This is a genomic window from Pseudarthrobacter sp. BIM B-2242, assembly GCF_014764445.1.
Classification (GTDB): Bacteria; Actinomycetota; Actinomycetes; order Actinomycetales; family Micrococcaceae; genus Arthrobacter; species Arthrobacter luteus_A.
This window is the reverse complement of sequence record NZ_CP061721.1, coordinates 605,695-622,249: the sequence shown is the minus strand read 5'-3', so window position 1 is coordinate 622,249 and position 16,555 is coordinate 605,695. Positions and strand designations below refer to the sequence as shown.

At 67.4% G+C, this 16,555-nt stretch carries 13 protein-coding genes; 10 read left to right on the top strand and 3 right to left on the bottom strand.

Annotation, left to right across the window (positions count from 1 at the left end):
* Window positions 1-81 precede the first annotated feature (81 nt).
* Complete coding sequence (locus IDT60_RS03010) at window positions 82-348, top strand: hypothetical protein (protein ID WP_191080818.1); 267 nt, start codon at window positions 82-84, stop codon at window positions 346-348.
* Window positions 349-423: 75 nt separating this feature from the next.
* Here IDT60_RS03010 and IDT60_RS03005 read toward each other — a convergent pair whose 3' ends face one another.
* Together IDT60_RS03005 and IDT60_RS03000 are read right to left on the bottom strand one after the other, a co-directional pair.
* Complete coding sequence (locus IDT60_RS03005; protein WP_191080817.1) at window positions 424-1,203, bottom strand: type 1 glutamine amidotransferase domain-containing protein; 780 nt, start codon at window positions 1,201-1,203, stop codon at window positions 424-426.
* A 173-nt stretch (window positions 1,204-1,376) separates the two neighbouring features.
* Entirely contained in the window at window positions 1,377-1,724 is a 348-nt protein-coding gene (locus IDT60_RS03000) for a hypothetical protein (protein ID WP_223883860.1), read from the bottom strand.
* A gap of 173 nt (window positions 1,725-1,897) precedes the next feature.
* Between IDT60_RS03000 and IDT60_RS02995 the strand changes: the two genes are divergently transcribed.
* From IDT60_RS02995 to IDT60_RS02960, 8 genes are all read left to right on the top strand, one after another.
* Entirely contained in the window at window positions 1,898-2,980 is a 1,083-nt protein-coding gene (locus tag IDT60_RS02995) for a nitronate monooxygenase family protein (protein WP_191080816.1), read from the top strand.
* A 72-nt stretch (window positions 2,981-3,052) separates the two neighbouring features.
* Window positions 3,053-4,402, top strand: coding sequence for a hypothetical protein (locus IDT60_RS02990; protein WP_191080815.1), 1,350 nt, complete (start codon window positions 3,053-3,055; stop codon window positions 4,400-4,402).
* A 103-nt stretch (window positions 4,403-4,505) separates the two neighbouring features.
* On the top strand, window positions 4,506-5,126 hold the full coding sequence (locus IDT60_RS02985) for a hypothetical protein (protein ID WP_191080814.1): 621 nt from the start codon (window positions 4,506-4,508) through the stop codon (window positions 5,124-5,126).
* Between the two features lie 84 nt (window positions 5,127-5,210).
* Window positions 5,211-5,975, top strand: a complete 765-nt coding sequence (locus IDT60_RS02980; protein ID WP_191080813.1) for a YcnI family protein — start codon at window positions 5,211-5,213, stop codon at window positions 5,973-5,975.
* A 111-nt stretch (window positions 5,976-6,086) separates the two neighbouring features.
* Window positions 6,087-6,719 carry a DUF4232 domain-containing protein gene (locus IDT60_RS02975; protein WP_164202386.1) on the top strand — a complete coding sequence of 211 codons (633 nt, stop codon included), beginning with the start codon at window positions 6,087-6,089 and terminating at the stop codon, window positions 6,717-6,719.
* 49 nt (window positions 6,720-6,768) lie between these two features.
* Window positions 6,769-8,256, top strand: a complete 1,488-nt coding sequence (locus tag IDT60_RS02970) for an FAD-dependent oxidoreductase (protein ID WP_191080812.1) — start codon at window positions 6,769-6,771, stop codon at window positions 8,254-8,256.
* Between the two features lie 80 nt (window positions 8,257-8,336).
* Complete coding sequence (locus tag IDT60_RS02965) at window positions 8,337-13,436, top strand: DEAD/DEAH box helicase (RefSeq protein WP_191080811.1); 5,100 nt, start codon at window positions 8,337-8,339, stop codon at window positions 13,434-13,436.
* A 35-nt stretch (window positions 13,437-13,471) separates the two neighbouring features.
* Window positions 13,472-14,302 carry an Fpg/Nei family DNA glycosylase gene (locus tag IDT60_RS02960; protein WP_191080810.1) on the top strand — a complete coding sequence of 277 codons (831 nt, stop codon included), beginning with the start codon at window positions 13,472-13,474 and terminating at the stop codon, window positions 14,300-14,302.
* On the opposite strand, the gene IDT60_RS02955 is transcribed toward IDT60_RS02960, so the two are convergent.
* On the bottom strand, window positions 14,299-14,976 hold the full coding sequence (locus tag IDT60_RS02955) for a YitT family protein (protein WP_223883859.1): 678 nt from the start codon (window positions 14,974-14,976) through the stop codon (window positions 14,299-14,301). The genes IDT60_RS02960 and IDT60_RS02955 overlap by 4 nt on opposite strands.
* A gap of 61 nt (window positions 14,977-15,037) precedes the next feature.
* Here IDT60_RS02955 and IDT60_RS02950 point away from each other — a divergent pair, with 61 nt between their 5' ends.
* Entirely contained in the window at window positions 15,038-16,522 is a 1,485-nt protein-coding gene (locus IDT60_RS02950; RefSeq protein WP_191080809.1) for a PLP-dependent aminotransferase family protein, read from the top strand.
* The last annotated feature ends 33 nt before the right edge of the window (window positions 16,523-16,555 follow it).

Genomic DNA, 16,555 nt, shown 5'->3' with positions numbered 1-16,555 from the left:
TTCTTCTGTCCACCCGGGACGTACTCTTAGCGGAATCCCAAGCCCGGGACGGGTTTGGGGAATTGGGAGGGAATGTACGAGATGACACTCAAAGACGAGTGGGACCGCCTTGATACAAAGACGCGTCAATGGCTTTTGGATAACCCGGGATGTGTGATGGTGCCGCGCACTGTCGCCTCCATGATCCAGCGGAATTGCGCGGGGCACGGCGAAGTCGACGGGCATGGCCAGATGATCCTTTCGCGTGAGGACCTCGATTTCATCCGGGACAAGGGAAGAGGCGTGACGGAGCCTGTCAGCGAGGAATTCCGGTTCTTCGATGCAGCTCAACCCGGAGAGCGCCCCTAGAGCACACAAAAAACACTACCTCCCTGATAACTCAAGGAAGTAGTGCCTTGTGCTCTGCCGAAGAACCCTGCGGCGCTAGTGCCCGGCTTCTGCCGCTGCTGCCTTCTTGGCGTTCTTCTCGGCGTCCTTCGCTGCGCGCACTGCCTCCGCGTCGTGCTGCTCGTCGGCCTTTTCCTGGTGGATAACTTCCGCGAAGAGCTTCTCCATCTCCTTGGCCACGCCAGCGGCGGAGGCCGGGTTCTGACCGGTCACCAGCCTCTCGTCGACCACCACCATCTCCTCAAAGAGACCAGCGGAGACGTGGGTGGCACCCTGTTCTTCAAGTCGGTCTGCCAGGAAGAACGGGATGACTTTGTCCTTCCCTGCGGCAACTTCCTCGTCATTGGTGAAGGCGGCCACCTTCCGGCCCTCGACGAGGCGGAGCCCGTTCGCCAGTTCCACGTTCAGCAGGCCGGCCGGTCCGTGGCAGACCGCCCCCACCAAGCCGCCGGCGTTGTAGACGCTGGCCACCAGGTTCTGCAGGCCCTTACTGTCCGGGAAGTCCCACATGGTGCCGTGGCCGCCCACGAGGAACACCGCGTCGTACTGCTCTGGATCAACGACGTCGACGCGGGCAGTGTTGTAGAGGCCGGCCCGCGTGGTCTCGTCCTCCGTGAAGGAGACCTGGATGGGATCGTGGGAGTCCACTTCGTCGCGCGGGGGCTGGCCGCCCTTGATAGACGCAAAGTCGACGAAATGCCCGGAATCCTTGAAAACCTTCCAGGGGTGTGCAGCCTCGGCCACGTTGTAGCCGGTCTTCTCTCCGGTATCGCCGATCTCGGAAACGCTGGTCAGTACCATGAGGATTTTCTTCATGAGATATTCCTTTCGTCCGGGTTCCACCCTACGCCCAGCCCGATTCGCGCCCTGTGGCGAAGGTAAACCCACACCTCGCTCAACGCAGCAGGGCCCCGGTTCGCTCCCTCAAAGAAGGGAAACCGGGGCGTTCGCCTAGTCAGATTCGGAGTCCAACAGTCACGACAGGACCGTCACAGCTTGTCCGTCCTGTCATCTCCCTTGTGCCCGCCACCGCGGAGGTTTTCCTGGACCTTGCCGAAAAGGTCTTTGATGGTGGACTCGGTGTTCGTCAGCATGTCCGGCTGGAGGTAGACATGCTTGCTGCCGGGGAGGCTGTAGCTGGACTGCAGGCCGCCGCTTGTTTCGACACCCTGCAATGCGATGGTGACGCCGCCCTCCTTCCGGGCAATGGCAGCAATCTTGCCGAACACCAACGTGAATTCGTCCGGTTCGAAGCTGACGGTCTGGCCCACATGGGTCCGGTTGAGCTCGCTGGCCAGAACCGATTTCTCGTTGCCAGTGCCTGAGTAGTTCATCATGTGCTCCCTGAGGTAGTTGGCGACTTACGCCAGCAGTCTAGCCCTGGCCAATGTCACGGTACATAGCCCCCTGGACCCGTCGGAGACGCGTATCCGGACCGTGCAGACTTGGGCCGAGCAGCAGGGCCTGCGAGACTGGTCGCGAAAACCACCCGTGACCCGCAGGAGCCCTTATGACGCCCGTTCCCAGCACCTCCGCCCCGCAGAAAAACCGGATCACGGAGCTCTTCGGTACGGACGTGCCGGTGGTCCTGGGCCCCTTCGGCGGAGTTTCCTCCGTGGAACTGACGGCGGCAGTGAGCGACGGCGGCGGGCTGGGTTCCTACGGCCTGTACGGCTACGGTGCGGACGCCATCCGCACCACGGCCGCGCAACTCAGGAAGGCCACACCCAAGCCGTTCGCCCTCAACCTCTGGGTTCCCACCGGCGACGAAACCACCGAGATCCCCCAAACGGACTTCGAGCACTACGTCCAGGCGCTGAAGCCCTACTTTGACGAAGTGGGCCTGCCTCTCCCGGAAATGCCCGACCGCTACATGCCGGACTTCGACGAGCAGGTGGCCGCCACCCTGGAGGCGCGTCCCGCCGTCGTCAGTTTTGTCTTCGGCGTCCCGGCGCCGGACCTCGTGGAGGCGGCACACCGGCGGGGTATCGTGCTGGTGGGTACCGCCACCACGGTGGACGAGGCCGTTGCGCTGGAGGCCGGCGGCGTGGATGCCGTGGTGGCCAGCGGTTCGGAGTCCGGCGGCCACAGGGTCTCCTTCCTGAAACCCGCGGAAGAGTCGCTCGTCGGTACGTTTGCCCTGGTCCCGCAGGTGGCGGACGCCGTTAGCATTCCCGTGATCGCCGCCGGCGGCATCGTGGACCGCCGCGGTTACGCGGCTGCACGGGCGCTCGGCGCGGACGCGGTCCAGGTCGGTTCCGCCTTCCTGGCCACACGGGAATCCGCGGCCGTGCCGGCGTACCGCGATATCCTCCACAGCCCGGCCGCGCAGGAAACGGTGCTGACCCGGACGTTGAGCGGACGGCTTGCCCGGGGCATTCCTAACCGCATCATCACTGAACTCTCACTAACGGCAGGGACGGCACCGTTCCCTGTCCAGAATTGGCTGACCGGCCGTTTCCGGCCAGAGGCAGCCGCCCAGGAAAACACCGCGCTGATGTCGCTCTGGGCGGGCCAGGCGGCGTCACTGATCCGGCATGACGCGGCCGCAGACGTTCTGGCCGAACTGCTCGCCGGCGGCCCTGTTTTGTAAGCTCGTATATCCGGATGCAATCGAACGTGACAATGCAGGTGGTGAAGTCGCCCCTGGAACTGGAGGCAATCCTTGGCTAAAAAGACCGGCAGGTCCAAGACCAGGAACAAGAACCAGCGGCACCTGAAGGCAGTACCGTCTGCCCCGAAGATGCCCCTGCAGCTGGTCCTGAACCATCGGGTGGTTGATTCGATGGCTGTCGAGTTTATTCAGTGGAGCGCGGCTGAGTTCCGCGACCCTGCCGAGGCCTTCGAGTGCCTCGAACTTGTCAAGGTTTTCCTCTCCGCCCAGCATGCCATTGAGGGATCGAGCTCGGCCACGGCTATCGCCGGAGAAGGCGTTGAGGCCGCGGTTGAATCAATTGCCTCAGCATTGGACCCGGAACATGCCGATGATGCCTTCGACGACCTTTACTTCGCCTTGGAATCCTATGTCCGGTTCCTCAAAGGGACCGGCCGGTGGACAGGTACTGAGGGCGCCTACGCTGAGCTTCAAGCGGTGCTCGGCAGCGGCCCTGCCGCGGCTGCCCCGGACCACCCGGACATTGTGGTGCCCCGCCTCAGCGACGAGGAGCAGGAATCGGCGTTCGACGCCATGCCCCTGATCCGGCGGGCGTCGGCGCTCCTGGAATGGGTGGGCGCGGGCAAGGAAGTCACCGCAACCGGCGCTTTGCGGCTCAAGGACATCGAGCCGGCTGCTGCGGCCGTCGAAGTCCTTGCCCGTGGAAAACGTGGCGCCAAGCGGCCAGCCACGGAGTCCGCCGGGGAACGGCCGGACGGCCCTTTGGAAGTCGGCAGCATGTTCGACGTACCGGTGCTCAACGAAGTCTGGTCGGCCTTGGTCGGCGCGGGCCTGATACGGCTCGGATCCACCCGCGCCGTACCCGGCCCCGAGGCTGCTGCCTGGAACAGTGCGGAAGTCGGGGAACGGCTCAAAGCCCGGCGGATGCTGGCCGTGGTGCTCTTGGTAGGCGTCCTCAGTTCATCGGATGCCGTGTGGGACGTGGAATCGGTGGGTGGGACGGTTCTCGCCGTCCTCACGTACGGCACGACGGAAGACCCCGTGCCCGTCGCGCAGCTCGAAGCCCTGGCATCGATGGAATTAGGCGAGGCCTTCCCGGACCACGGCATCGTCGACGATCCGGACCTGTCCGACGCCAGCCAGGATGAGGCCCGCCTTGAAGCGATCTACGCGTCGTACGCAGCTATGGAAGCCCGGCGCAGTCTCGGCCTGCTTGCCGAACTGGGGCTGGTGGACGCCGACACGCATTATCGCGTTCCCCCGGTAGCCGTCCAGTGCGTGGACCTGGCCGCGGGCTACCTGGACACAGCCGATGAGCTGTCCGGCGCCGAGGAACCCGAGTCCAACGTGGTGGCCCTGCACGCCCCGTCCCGGACCGGCCGGCCGTCCAAGGACCGGTAGGATCTGGTCATCGCCGGGTGGCGCCTGTAAGATCCTGCAATGCCGCGCAGGGCCCACCAGCGCGGCGGCACACCGTCGGCAGCGCTGAAGCAAGGGAGGATCCGTGCGTACAGACCATGTTCGGGCGCCCTTCCATTTCCTCCGCGCCGCCCTGCTCTCCACCGGGATCCTGAGCCTCGCGGCCGGAGCCCACGTGCTGGGTGGCGGCGAGCTGCCTGCGGCCGGCATCCTGCTGGCAGTCCTGGCCCTCACAGTCCTGGCAGCCACCACCGCCACCCGCCTGAAACTGAATTTCGCCGCTATGACCGCCCTCCTGGGCGCCGGGCAACTGGCCCTGCACGAAGTCTTTACCGTGTTCAGCACTCCGGTCATTGCGGCAGGCCCGGCCCCGACGGGAACCCACCACCTTTCCGGCACGGCACTGCCCGCACTGGAAGCCGCCGCACACCTCCACGCCACGGGTACCACCGGCGGCCTGGTCATGCTGGTGACGCACACCGTGGCAACTGCCGCGTGCGCCCTTCTGCTTACCAAAGGTGAAGCCGCGCTCTGGTCCCTCGCGGCGTGGCTGCGGCCGCTCGTCAGGCTCCCCGAAGCAGTAACGCCCGACGCCGGCCCGCCCCCTTGGGTGCCCGGCCCGCCAGCGGTTCTTCCCCTCCGCCCCTGGCGGAACCTTCGGCAACACAGTCGGCGCGGCCCGCCTTCCGCCGTCGTGCTTCCCTGACCAGCCCGTACCGGACCCGGTAAGCGGGCGTAATTCCTGTACCTCCGCGCGCCCGAAACGGGCGTGCGTCTGAAAGGCATCCCCATGAAAACCTCAACACTTCGCCGTACCCTCACCTCCGCATCCGCCACTGCCGGCGCCGCCGCCCTCCTGCTGACAGCCGCCAGCGGCGCAGCGGCCCATGTTGGTGTCAGCCCGGACAAGACCGCCGCCAACTCCTATGCCCTGCTGACCTTCGGCGTCCCGCACGGCTGCGAGGAGTCCGGCACCACCAAAATCGCCATCACGCTGCCCGCCGAACTGAACGATGCCACACCAACGGTGAACCCCAACTGGACTGTGGAAAAGGTGACCGAGGAGCTGGCCGAGCCCAAGAAACTGGCCGACGGCTCATCCATCACCAAACGCACCAGCCAGATTGTCTACACCGCCAAGGCGCCCCTGCCTGACGGTCTGCGCGATGCCCTGGTGCTGTCCGTGAAGCTGCCCGATGCAGCCGGGACCACGCTCCACTTCCCCACCCTGCAGTCCTGCGAAACGGGCCAGACGGACTGGTCGGAAATCGCCAAGGACGGCCAGGACCCGCATTCCCTGAAGGCCCCGGCGCCGTCAATCACCATTACCGATGCCGCCGAAGCCCACGGAACCGCCGGCCACGCGGCCACCACGGCTGCCGCCGGGACAGCGCATGCCGATACCGAACAGGCAGCTGCCGTGACTGACAGCGGCGCGGACGCCCGCGGCTGGGCAGGCCTGGTGGCCGGCCTCGGCGGGCTGGCCCTCGGCGGTGCGGCGTTCGTCCGCAGCGGCGCCAAGCGCAGGCAGGAGGCCGGGACGGCCAGCCAGTAACGGTTCCGACCACTCGATTTGATGCCCGGATCATCACGATCCGGGCATCAAATCCTCTTGGCACCCCGTGGCATCGTTGACTCAGGTCACAGCAGCAACAAAGGTTATGCCATGACGTCTCAGCGCATTTCACAGGGCTTTGTTATTACGATGGCGGCCGCTGCGGCCGCGCTGCTGCTCACCGCCTGCGGTCCGGGCCAGGCGCAGCCGCAACCGCAGGGAACCACGGAACCGGGAACGAACTCCCCCAGCCCCTCCGCATCCCCGGCGCCGCCGCCCAGCGCGACGCCCCAGCCGTCGTCGACCACTGACGCAACAGCCGGGCCGCTCCTTTGCAAGGCTGCCACATTGTCCGCCGCCACTGACGCCACAGGCGGCGGGGCCGCGGGCAGCGTCTACATGACGCTCACTTTGACGAACACCGGTGCCGAGCCGTGCCTGTTGAAGGGGTACCCGGGCGTATCCCTGGCCGCGGACGCCAACGGCGCTCCCATCGGCGCCGCCGCGAAACGCGACGAATCAACACCTGTTGCGGATGTGCTCCTGGCCCCCGGCCAGGGCGGCAATGCCGTGCTCCGCTATACGCAGGCAGCCAACTACTCCGACTGCACGCTGACGCCCGCCGCCGGGTACCGGATCTACCCGCCGGAAGATACGGCCTCCCTGTTCCTGGCCCAGCCCACCCAGGCCTGCAGCAATGCAAACATCGAACTCCTGACCATCGGGGCCTTCCAGGCGGCCTAGCAGCCCAGGCTCTGGGCGAAGGCAGCAATGATAAGTACACTTAGCTTCCATGACGTCCCTCTGGCTGGACCGCGAGAGTACCTTTAGCCCTGACCCTTTTCAGGCAGGAGCGAAATACGACACCGTGGTGGCCGGGGCCGGGCTCACCGGACTGGTCACAGCGCTGTTGCTGGCACGCTCCGGGCAGCAGGTGCTCGTGCTGGAAGCCCGCTACCCGGGCGCGGTGACCACCGGGAACACCACAGCCAAGGTCAGCCTGCTGCAGGGAACTGTTTTGGCCTCGTTGTCCCGGCAGTATCCGGACAAGCAGGTGAAAGCCTACGTCGAGGCGAACCGGGAGGGGCAGGCCTGGCTGCTGCGCTACCTCGACGAGAACGGGGTGCCGTACCAGCGCCGCACTGCGTATACCTACGCCACCACCGGTGACGGTGCCGAGCGGCTCCGCGAGGAACTGATCGCGGCAACCACCGCGGGGCTCAACGTGGAGTACGTGCGCGACGCCGGCCTCCCCTTCACCATCCAGGGCGCCCTGATGCTTGCCGGCCAGGCCCAGATCAACCCGATGGACGTGCTGGACACGCTGCTGGGTGACCTCCGTGCCCGCGGCGGCAGCGTGGTGAGCGGGGTCAGGCTCCGGGACGCCGCCGGGAGGGGACCCCTCACGATCAAGACCGACCATGGCGATGTCACGGCTGACCACCTGGTGCTGGCAACCGGGATCCCGGTGCTGGACCGCGGCCTGTACTTCGCGAAACTCAAGCCGCAGCGCTCCTACGCGGCAGCACTGGAACTGCCAGGCGGGCTGACGCCGCCGCCGGGCATGTACCTCTCGGCAGAGCAGCCCACGCATTCGCTGCGGGACTACGAGGCCTCCGGGCGCAGGCTGCTGCTGGTAGGCGGACACGGGCATCACGTGGGGCGCACTGCCTCGGAAAAGTCCCACCTCACCGGCCTGCTCGACTGGGCGGGAACACACTTCCCCGGCGCCTCAACCACGCACACCTGGTCGGCCCAGGACTATCAGGCCACCAACCTCATGCCGTTCTTCGGCAAGCTGCCGCGGGGACGGGGACGGATACTATTCGGCACGGGCTACAACAAATGGGGCATGACCAACGCCGTCGCGGTTGCGCTCGGAATGTCAGCTGACATTCTGGGCGGACAGATCCCCTGGGCGGACACCATCCGCCATCGCATTACCTCGCCAGCGGGCGCGTTGTCAGCCGTGGCGCTCAACGCCGGTGTGGCCGCGACTCTTGCCACCGGATGGGGAAAGCTGGCGTCGGATGGCACCACGCCACCGCCCGACGGCGCCGGTAAGGTGTATCGCGACGGCGCCCGGCCTGTGGCGGTGTCCACAGTCGGCGGCACCACGTGCAGGCTCTCCGCCGTCTGCACGCACCTGGGCGGAATCGTCCGCTGGAACGACAGCGAACTCACCTGGGACTGCCCGCTCCACGGCTCCCGGTTCGGCAGTGACGGGCAGCTCCTCGAAGGCCCCGCCACGAAGAACCTCCCGCCGGCAGCGAAGGGTTGATCTGTCCGGACGGGACCGGCAATCCCGGGCCCGGTGATGCGCCCGGCAGCGCTGTCAGTGGGGTAGGGCATGATGGAGGAATGCAGGAGAAGCTACCGCCGGGAGCGGGTCCGGACGCCCTTCCCGGCACCGGCATGGGACGGTTCAGCCGGCCCACGCGCGACTGGTTCCTGGGTGCCTTTTCCGAGCCGACTCCGGCCCAGGACGGCGCCTGGAACGCCATTTCCTCCGGTTCCCATGCCCTGGTTGTCGCGCCCACCGGTTCCGGCAAAACGCTCGCTGCCTTCCTGTGGGCCCTTGACCGGCTGCTGGTTTCGGCGCCCGCCCCTGCGCCTGAACTGCCGGGGCTGGATGCACCGCCGGCAAAAGGCCGCCGGCCGCGGGAACCGAAACGCAAGACCCGTGTTCTGTACATCTCCCCGTTGAAAGCCCTGGGCGTTGACGTCGAGCGAAACCTGCGTGCGCCGCTGATCGGCATCACCCAGACGGCCAAACGGCTGGACCTGCCCGCCCCGCTCATCACCGTGGGCGTCCGGTCCGGTGACACCACGGCGGCGGACCGCCGCTCGCTGCTCAGCAACCCGCCGGACATCCTTATCACCACACCGGAGTCGCTGTTCCTGATGCTCACCTCCAGGGCACGGGAAACGCTCACCGAGGTGGACACCATCATCGTGGACGAAGTCCACGCCGTCGCAGGCACCAAGCGCGGCGCGCACCTGGCGGTTTCGCTGGAACGGCTCGACGCGCTGCTGCCGAAACCCGCCCAGCGGATTGGACTGTCTGCCACGGTGGAGCCCCGCGAGCTGGTAGCCCAGTTCCTGGCGGGTTCCGCGCCGGTAGAGATCGTGGCGCCCCCGTCGCGGAAGACCTGGGACCTGACCGTTTCCGTGCCTGTGGAGGACATGTCAGACCTCCAGGGTGCTGCGGGCGCCTTCGATTCGGGTCCGGCATCCGGGCTGCAGCCGCAGGCCTCGATCTGGCCGCACGTGGAAGAGAAGATCGTCGACCTGGTGCTGGCCAACCAGTCCACCATCGTGTTCGCCAACTCGCGCCGTCTTGCCGAGCGGCTGACGGCCCGGCTGAATGAGATCTACGCGGAGCGGCAGCTTGTGGCTGTGGGCGGGGGCTGGGACGCACCGGGCGCTGAGGGACCGGAACCGGGCTTGACTGGTGTCCCCGCATCCACGGCCACACCGGCCCACATGATGGCTCAGGCGGGCAGCACCTCGGGAGCCGATCCGTTGCTGGCCCGCGCCCACCATGGATCGGTGTCCAAGGACCAGCGGGCAATGATCGAGGATGACCTGAAGTCGGGCCGGCTGCGGTGTGTTGTGGCCACGTCTTCCCTGGAACTCGGCATCGACATGGGCGCCGTGGATCTGGTGGTGCAGGTGGAATCCCCGCCGTCGGTGGCCAGCGGCCTTCAGCGCGTGGGCCGTGCCGGTCACCAGGTGGGCGAGATTTCGCAGGGTGTGTTGTTCCCCAAACACCGGGCGGACCTTGTACACACGGCCATCACCGTTGAGCGGATGCTGGAAGGGAAGATCGAGCGGCTCTTTGTCCCGGCCAATCCACTGGATATCCTCGCCCAGCAGACCGTAGCCGCAACAGCCCTGGGCAGCATCGATGTGGAGGAATGGTTCGCAACGGTCCGGCGGTCCGCGCCCTTCGCCTCGCTACCCCGGTCCGCGTTCGAGGCAACCCTGGACCTGCTGGCCGGCCGTTACCCTTCCGACGAATTCGCCGAACTGCGGCCACGGATCATCTGGGACCGCAATGCGGGCACCATTGAGGGCCGGCCCGGGGCCCAGCGCCTGGCTGTCACCTCCGGCGGCACCATTCCGGACCGCGGGTTATTCGGGGTCTACATCATCGGCACCGAAGCTGAGGGCTCGGCGTCGCCATCCGCTGACGGCAAACCTGCCGCGTCCCCTGCCAAGGGCGGCCGACGGGTGGGTGAGCTGGACGAGGAAATGGTCTACGAGTCCCGGGTGGGTGATGTTTTCGCCCTCGGCGCCACCAGCTGGAAAATTGAGGACATTACCCATGACCGCGTCCTGGTCTCCCCCGCCTTCGGCCAGCCCGGCAAGCTGCCGTTCTGGAAGGGCGACTCCCTGGGCAGGCCGGTGGACCTGGGCCGCGCCCTGGGTGCGTTCGTCCGCGAACTGTCAGCGTCCGACGTCGGGCCTGCCACCGAACGCTGTACGGCCAGCGGGCTGGACACCTTCGCCGCGAACAACCTCATCCAGTACCTCGGCGAGCAGAAGCTCGCCACCGAGGTGGTCCCCAGCGACACCACCCTGGTGGTGGAACGGTTCCACGACGAACTCGGCGACTGGCGGGTGATCCTCCACAGCCCGTTCGGCATGCCCGTGCACGCCCCGTGGGCACTCGCCGTCGGACAGCGCCTGCACCAGCGGTACGGCCTGGACGGCTCCGCCATGGCGGCGGACGACGGCATCGTGCTGCGGGTGCCCATGATGGAAGACGAACCGCCGGGAGCCGAGCTGTTCCTGTTCGATCCGGAGGAACTTGAGCAGATAGTCACCGCGGAAGTGGGCGGCAGCGCCCTGTTTGCTTCGCGGTTCCGGGAGTGCGCGGCGCGTGCCCTGCTGCTGCCCCGCCAGACTCCGGGCAAGCGGCAGCCGTTGTGGCAGCAACGCCAGCGGTCTGCCCAGCTGCTCGATGTCGCGCGGAAGTACCCTACGTTCCCGATTGTGCTGGAGACAGTCCGTGAATGCCTCCAGGACGTGTATGACCTTCCGGCGCTGAAGGATATTGCAGCATCGGTGGAACGCCGCGAGCTGAGGATCGTCGAGACCACAACGCAGCAGCCGTCGCCGTTCGCCAAGTCCCTGCTGTTCGGGTATGTGGCGCAGTTCCTGTACGAAGGCGACTCGCCGCTGGCCGAACGCCGGGCCGCTGCCCTGGCCCTGGATTCGACGCTGCTGAATGAGCTGCTGGGGCGTGTGGAGCTCCGCGAGCTGCTCGACGCGAAAGTCATCGACGCCACGGAGCTTGAATTGCAGCGGCTTGCGCCGGACCGCCGTGCCCGCGGGATGGAAGGCGTGGCGGACCTGCTCCGGCTGCTGGGTCCGCTGACGCCCGACGAAGCCGCCGCCCGGCTGGACCCGGCAGTGGTTGAATCTGCGACGGCGGACTCGCCCGGGCACGTGGCTGAGCCCGGGCGAGCGGTTGCGCCGCCCGAGCCCGAGGCGGGAGAGCCGGCTGTTCCGGTCGAAACCCCGCATGCTGATACCGCCCTGGCCGCGGCCCATCTGACTGCACTGCAGCGGGCCAACCGCGCCATCAAGGTCAACATCGGCGGCGCTGAGCGCTATGCCGCCGTGGAGGACGCCGCACGGCTGCGGGATGCCATCGGTGTACCGCTGCCTATGGGCGTACCGCTCGCCTTTATCGAACCGGTGGCGGATCCCCTTGGCGACCTCGTTTCCCGCTATGCACGCACGCACGGACCGTTCACAGCAGCGGAAGCCGCTGCACGGCTGGGCCTGGGCGTCGCGGTGGTCGGCACTGCATTGAAGCGGCTCGCGGCGGACGGCCGCGTGGTGGAGGGCGAGTTCCGGCCGCACGTCGTACCGCCCGAAAGTCAGGCGCCCGAAAGCCCGGCATCGGGAATGGGAACCGGAACGGACCACGAACCACCACAGCCGGTCCCCCGGGAACCCCGCCTCCAGGACCAGCAGCCCGCAACCACCAGCGAATGGTGTGACGCCGACGTTCTTCGCAAGCTCCGCCGTCGTTCGCTGGCGGCTCTGCGCGCCGAAGTGGAACCGGTGGATGCGGCCGCCTATGGCCGTTTCCTCCCCGCCTGGCAGAATGTCCGGACTCCCGGTTCGGGGCGCGGCCAGCCGTCGTTGCGCGGGCTGGACGGAATTGTCACAGCGATCGACCAACTGTCCGGTGTTCCTGTGCCGGCCTCGGCCTGGGAGCCGCTGGTGCTGGCAAGCCGCGTTTCCAACTACCAGCCCGCCATGCTGGACGAGCTCATGGCCGCCGGCGAAGTCCTGTGGTCCGGGGCCGGCGCACTTCCCGGCAACGATGGCTGGGTCAGCATGCACCTGGCCGATTCTGCCGACCTGACCTTGAATCCCGCCATCGAGTACGAGCCTGGGGATGCCCAGCAACGGCTCCTCGACCACCTCCGGAACAACGGCGGCGGATACTTCTTCCGGCAGCTGACGGACGTCGCCGGCGGGATGGACTCAGTGCTGAGTGACCAGGACGTGGTCTCCGCGTTGTGGGATCTGGCCTGGGCGGGGCGGATTACCGGGGATACGTTCGCCCCGGTACGCGCACTTATCGCCGGCGGCCACACTGCCCACCGCCAGGTGGCACGCGCGCCACGGTCGCGGGCGCCCAGGTTGAGCAGGCTTGGCCGTTCCCACAGCACCGGGCTCCTGGGATCGTCGGGTTCGGGCTCACCGGGGCTCAGCGGCGGACGGTACGGCTCGTCTTCGGGTGCGGCGGCCACTCCGCCGATGGCTGCCGGGCGGTGGTCGGCACTGCCCTTGCCGGAGCTGGATGCCACCATTCATGCGCGTGCCACCGCGGAATTGCTGTTGGACCGCTACGGCGTGGTGACCCGGGGATCGGTCATGGCAGAACAGATCCTGGGGGGCTTCGGGCTGATGTACAAGGTCCTGGCCCGGCTGGAGGAAGCGGGCCGGTGCCGCCGCGGGTATTTTATCGAGCATCTAGGCGCGGCCCAGTTCGCCGTCCCGGCCACCGTGGACCGGCTGCGGTCCTACTCCGAGGACAGCCAGCTCGCGAAGCCCGAGCCCGTTGCACTGGCCCTCGCGGCCACCGATCCGGCGAACCCATACGGTGCGGCACTTCCCTGGCCGGCCCTCAACGAGGAGGCCGGCACCGGCCACCGCCCGGGACGGAAGGCAGGTGCCCTGGTGGTGCTCGTGGACGGTGCCTTGATCCTCTATGTGGAACGTGGCGGCAAGACGTTGCTGGCCTTCAGCGGGGACGAGGCCATCCTGTCGGCCGCCGGCGCCGCGCTGGTGGGTGTGGTCACCCGCGGGGCCGTGGACAAGCTGATCATGGAGAAGGTCAACGGCCACGACATCCTCGACACCCCTGTGGCCAAAGCCCTGGCGGCCGCCGGCGCCTACTCCACTCCGAAGGGGCTGAGGATCCGTGCCTAAGCGACACATGACCACCTCGAGGAAAGCGGGGGTCCGTGCCTGAGGGGGACTCAGTCTGGCGCGCCGCATCGCAACTGCACAAGGCGCTGGCAGGGCAAACGCTCACCGGCTCGGATTTCAGGGTGCCCCGTTTTGCCACCCTCAACCTTGCCGGCTGGACCATGACCGAGGTTGTGCCGCGCGGCAAACACCTCCTCATGCGGGTCGAGGGACCTGATCAGCGTAAACTCACCATCCATTCGCACCTGAAAATGGAGGGCGCCTGGCAGGTCTATCCACCCGGCGGACGCTGGCGGAAGCCAGGATTTACGGCACGGTGCGTGCTGCGGACCGCGGTGGCGGACGCCGTCGGATTCTCGTTGGGAATTGTGGAGGTGGTCCGCACCGAAGACGAGGACACGATCGTGGGTCATCTGGGCCCGGACCTGCTCGGTCCGGACTGGAATCCGGACGAAGCGGAACGAAGGATCCGTTCGGCCCCCGACGTCCCCATCGGCGTCGCTCTGCTCGACCAGCGCAACCTCGCGGGCATCGGCAACATCTACCGCTGCGAGACCTGTTTCCTGTCAGGCGTCCATCCGGCGTCACCCAGCTCGGCCGTCGCCGATCTTCAAACGATGATGAACGATGCGAAGCAACTGCTGGAAGCCAACCTCGGCCCGGGCAGGCGGGTCACCATCCTGAACCCGCGCGGGATGCCCGTGGGAAGGATGGCAGGGCGCCCCGGTTACTGGGTGTACCGGCGCGAACACCAACCCTGCCTGAAATGCGGCACACCCATCCGGCGGGCTGCGCTGGGGAAGCTCAACGGCGACGAAGAGCGGGACATCTACTTCTGCCCCCAGTGCCAGCCGCTGCTGGACTAAGGGCGAAGGGCGGTTGGCTCCAGCGGCTCGGACTCCAGGGACTGTGGCTCGCCTGCGCCCTTCACCGACTCAGGCGCCACAACGCCGTCCTGGACTGCGGCCGGAACCATAAACCACGGCAGCATCAGCTGGACCAGCGGCCCAATGGCCAGGGCATAGACCACCGTTCCCACCCCGACGGATCCGCCCAGCAGCCATCCGATGCCGAGCACCACCACTTCGATCAGGGTTCGGGACAGCCGCACTGACCAGCCCGTGCGCCGCGCCAGACCTGTCATCAGCCCGTCGCGCGGGCCTGGACCGAAGCGGGCGCCGATGTAGCAGGCCGACGCGATGCCATTGAGGACCACGGCCCCGGCGAGCATCGCAATCTGGCCACCAAGGTGTGAGAACGCGGGGATCAGCGCCAGCCCGACGTCGGCGAACACCCCCACCAGGACAGCGTTGGCCAGTGTTCCGAAACCGGGCTTCTGCCGCAGCGGAATCCACAGCAACAACACGAGGAAACTCACGGCCACAACGACCGTGCCGATACTGAACCCGCTCAAACCGGCCAGTCCCTGGTGGAAGACATCCCAAGGGTCCAGCCCGAGGCCGGCGCGGATGAACATGGCCAGAGAGATGCCATAGATGGCCAGGCCGACAAAAAGCTGTAGGAGTCTGCGGGATAACATAGCGATCACTTTGCCAGGAAACTGGCATTGAATTACATAGCCAGTCTGAGATACTGGCTATGTGTCCGCTTCACTGAGTCCGCCTGCTCTGGCCCGCCTCCTGGGCGCGTGGCACCTCGGCGCCGCACCGGCCTACCGCGAGCTTGCCGACGTCGTACGCCTTTTGATCATGGACGGCCGCATCCCGCTGGAGGTCGCGCTGCCAAGCGAGCGCGCACTGGCCGAGGCTTTGGGCCTGAGCCGGACAACTGTCACCGCCGCTTATGCGGCGCTGCGGGAGCAAGGATTCCTCAGCGGGGGCCAAGGCAGCCGCGGCCGGACCGGCATTCCGCACCGCACAGTGCCGGTCAGCGCGCCCGGAGTTGCCCTGCCTGACGGAATCCTGGACCTGGCCTACGCCTCGCTTCCCGCCGCCGGCGAGGTGGTGCATCGCGCTTTTGCGGATGCCTTGTCGGACCTGCCGGCCTTGCTGCCCGGCTTCGGCTACGACGCGGTGGGGTTTCCCGCACTCCGGGAAGCCATCGCGGACCGCTACACCGCCGCGGGTGTGCCCACAACGCCCAGCCAGATCCTGGTGACCTCCGGCGCGCAGCACGCCCTGAACATCGTGTTGCGGACCCTTGCCGGCCGGCAGCACAAAGTCCTGGTGGACCATCCCACCTACCCCAACGCGCTCGACGCCATCCGCGCCTCCGGCTCGCGGATCATCCCGGTGCCGCTTCCGCCGGCCACTAGTGCGGGGGCGCCGTCGGCTGCCGTGGAGGCGGCAACCCCGGGTTGGGACATGGACATGATGGTGGCCGCGCTGCAGGAACAACGCCCCGCCATGGCATACGTGGTCCCGGACTTCCACAACCCCACAGGCCGGCTGATGTCCGATCTCCAGCGCCGCCGCCTGGTGCGCGCCGCCGCGGCCGCCGGGACGGTGCTGGTGGTGGACGAAACACTGCGGGAGTTAAACCTCGACGGCGCCACCACCTCCCCACTGGCAGCGTTCAGTCCCGCCGTGGTGTCCATCGGATCGCTCAGCAAGTCGCATTGGGCGGGGCTGCGCACCGGCTGGATCCGGGCCGAGGAAGACCTCCTGGGCCGCTTTATTGCCACCCGGACCACCATGGACCTGGGCGGGCCCGTGGTTGAACAGTTGGCCGCGGCAGGGATGGTGCGGTCCCTGGACGAGCCGCTCGGCGCACGGCTTGCCACGCTGCGCGGGAACCGGGCGGTTCTGCTGGACCTGCTGGCCGACCATCTACCGGACTGGCAGCCCGAGCGGCCGGCCGGTGGCCTCACGGTCTGGTGCCGGCTGCCCGCCGCTTCGAGCACAGCGCTCACCGTCATCGCACCCGAGTTCGGCATCCGCCTGGCCGCCGGACCCCGGTTCGGCGCGGGCGGGGCATTTGAGCAGTATCTGCGGGTGCCGTTTACGCTGCCGCCGGACAAGCTTGAGAAGGCGGTCCGGGCGCTGCGCTCAGCCCAGGACAGGCTCGACGCCGCCCCGCAGCTCCGCCGGACCCTGACAAACGCCCCGGCTGTCGCCATCGCCTGAGCATGCGACCGAGCGGACGCCGGGCCTGCGACA

What these genes read in the sequence shown, in the direction of transcription:
- IDT60_RS02965 (WP_191080811.1), top strand. Translation starts at nt 8,337, where the DNA reads ATGCAGGAGAAGCTACCGCCGGGAGCGGGTCCGGACGCCCTTCCCGGC.
- IDT60_RS02980 (WP_191080813.1), top strand. Translation starts at nt 5,211, where the DNA reads ATGAAAACCTCAACACTTCGCCGTACCCTCACCTCCGCATCCGCCACT.
- IDT60_RS03010 (WP_191080818.1), top strand. Translation starts at nt 82, where the DNA reads ATGACACTCAAAGACGAGTGGGACCGCCTTGATACAAAGACGCGTCAA.
- IDT60_RS03000 (WP_223883860.1), bottom strand. Translation starts at nt 1,724, where the DNA reads ATGATGAACTACTCAGGCACTGGCAACGAGAAATCGGTTCTGGCCAGC.
- IDT60_RS02975 (WP_164202386.1), top strand. Translation starts at nt 6,087, where the DNA reads ATGACGTCTCAGCGCATTTCACAGGGCTTTGTTATTACGATGGCGGCC.
- IDT60_RS03005 (WP_191080817.1), bottom strand. Translation starts at nt 1,203, where the DNA reads ATGAAGAAAATCCTCATGGTACTGACCAGCGTTTCCGAGATCGGCGAT.
- IDT60_RS02970 (WP_191080812.1), top strand. Translation starts at nt 6,769, where the DNA reads ATGACGTCCCTCTGGCTGGACCGCGAGAGTACCTTTAGCCCTGACCCT.
- IDT60_RS02955 (WP_223883859.1), bottom strand. Translation starts at nt 14,976, where the DNA reads ATGTTATCCCGCAGACTCCTACAGCTTTTTGTCGGCCTGGCCATCTAT.
- IDT60_RS02995 (WP_191080816.1), top strand. Translation starts at nt 1,898, where the DNA reads ATGACGCCCGTTCCCAGCACCTCCGCCCCGCAGAAAAACCGGATCACG.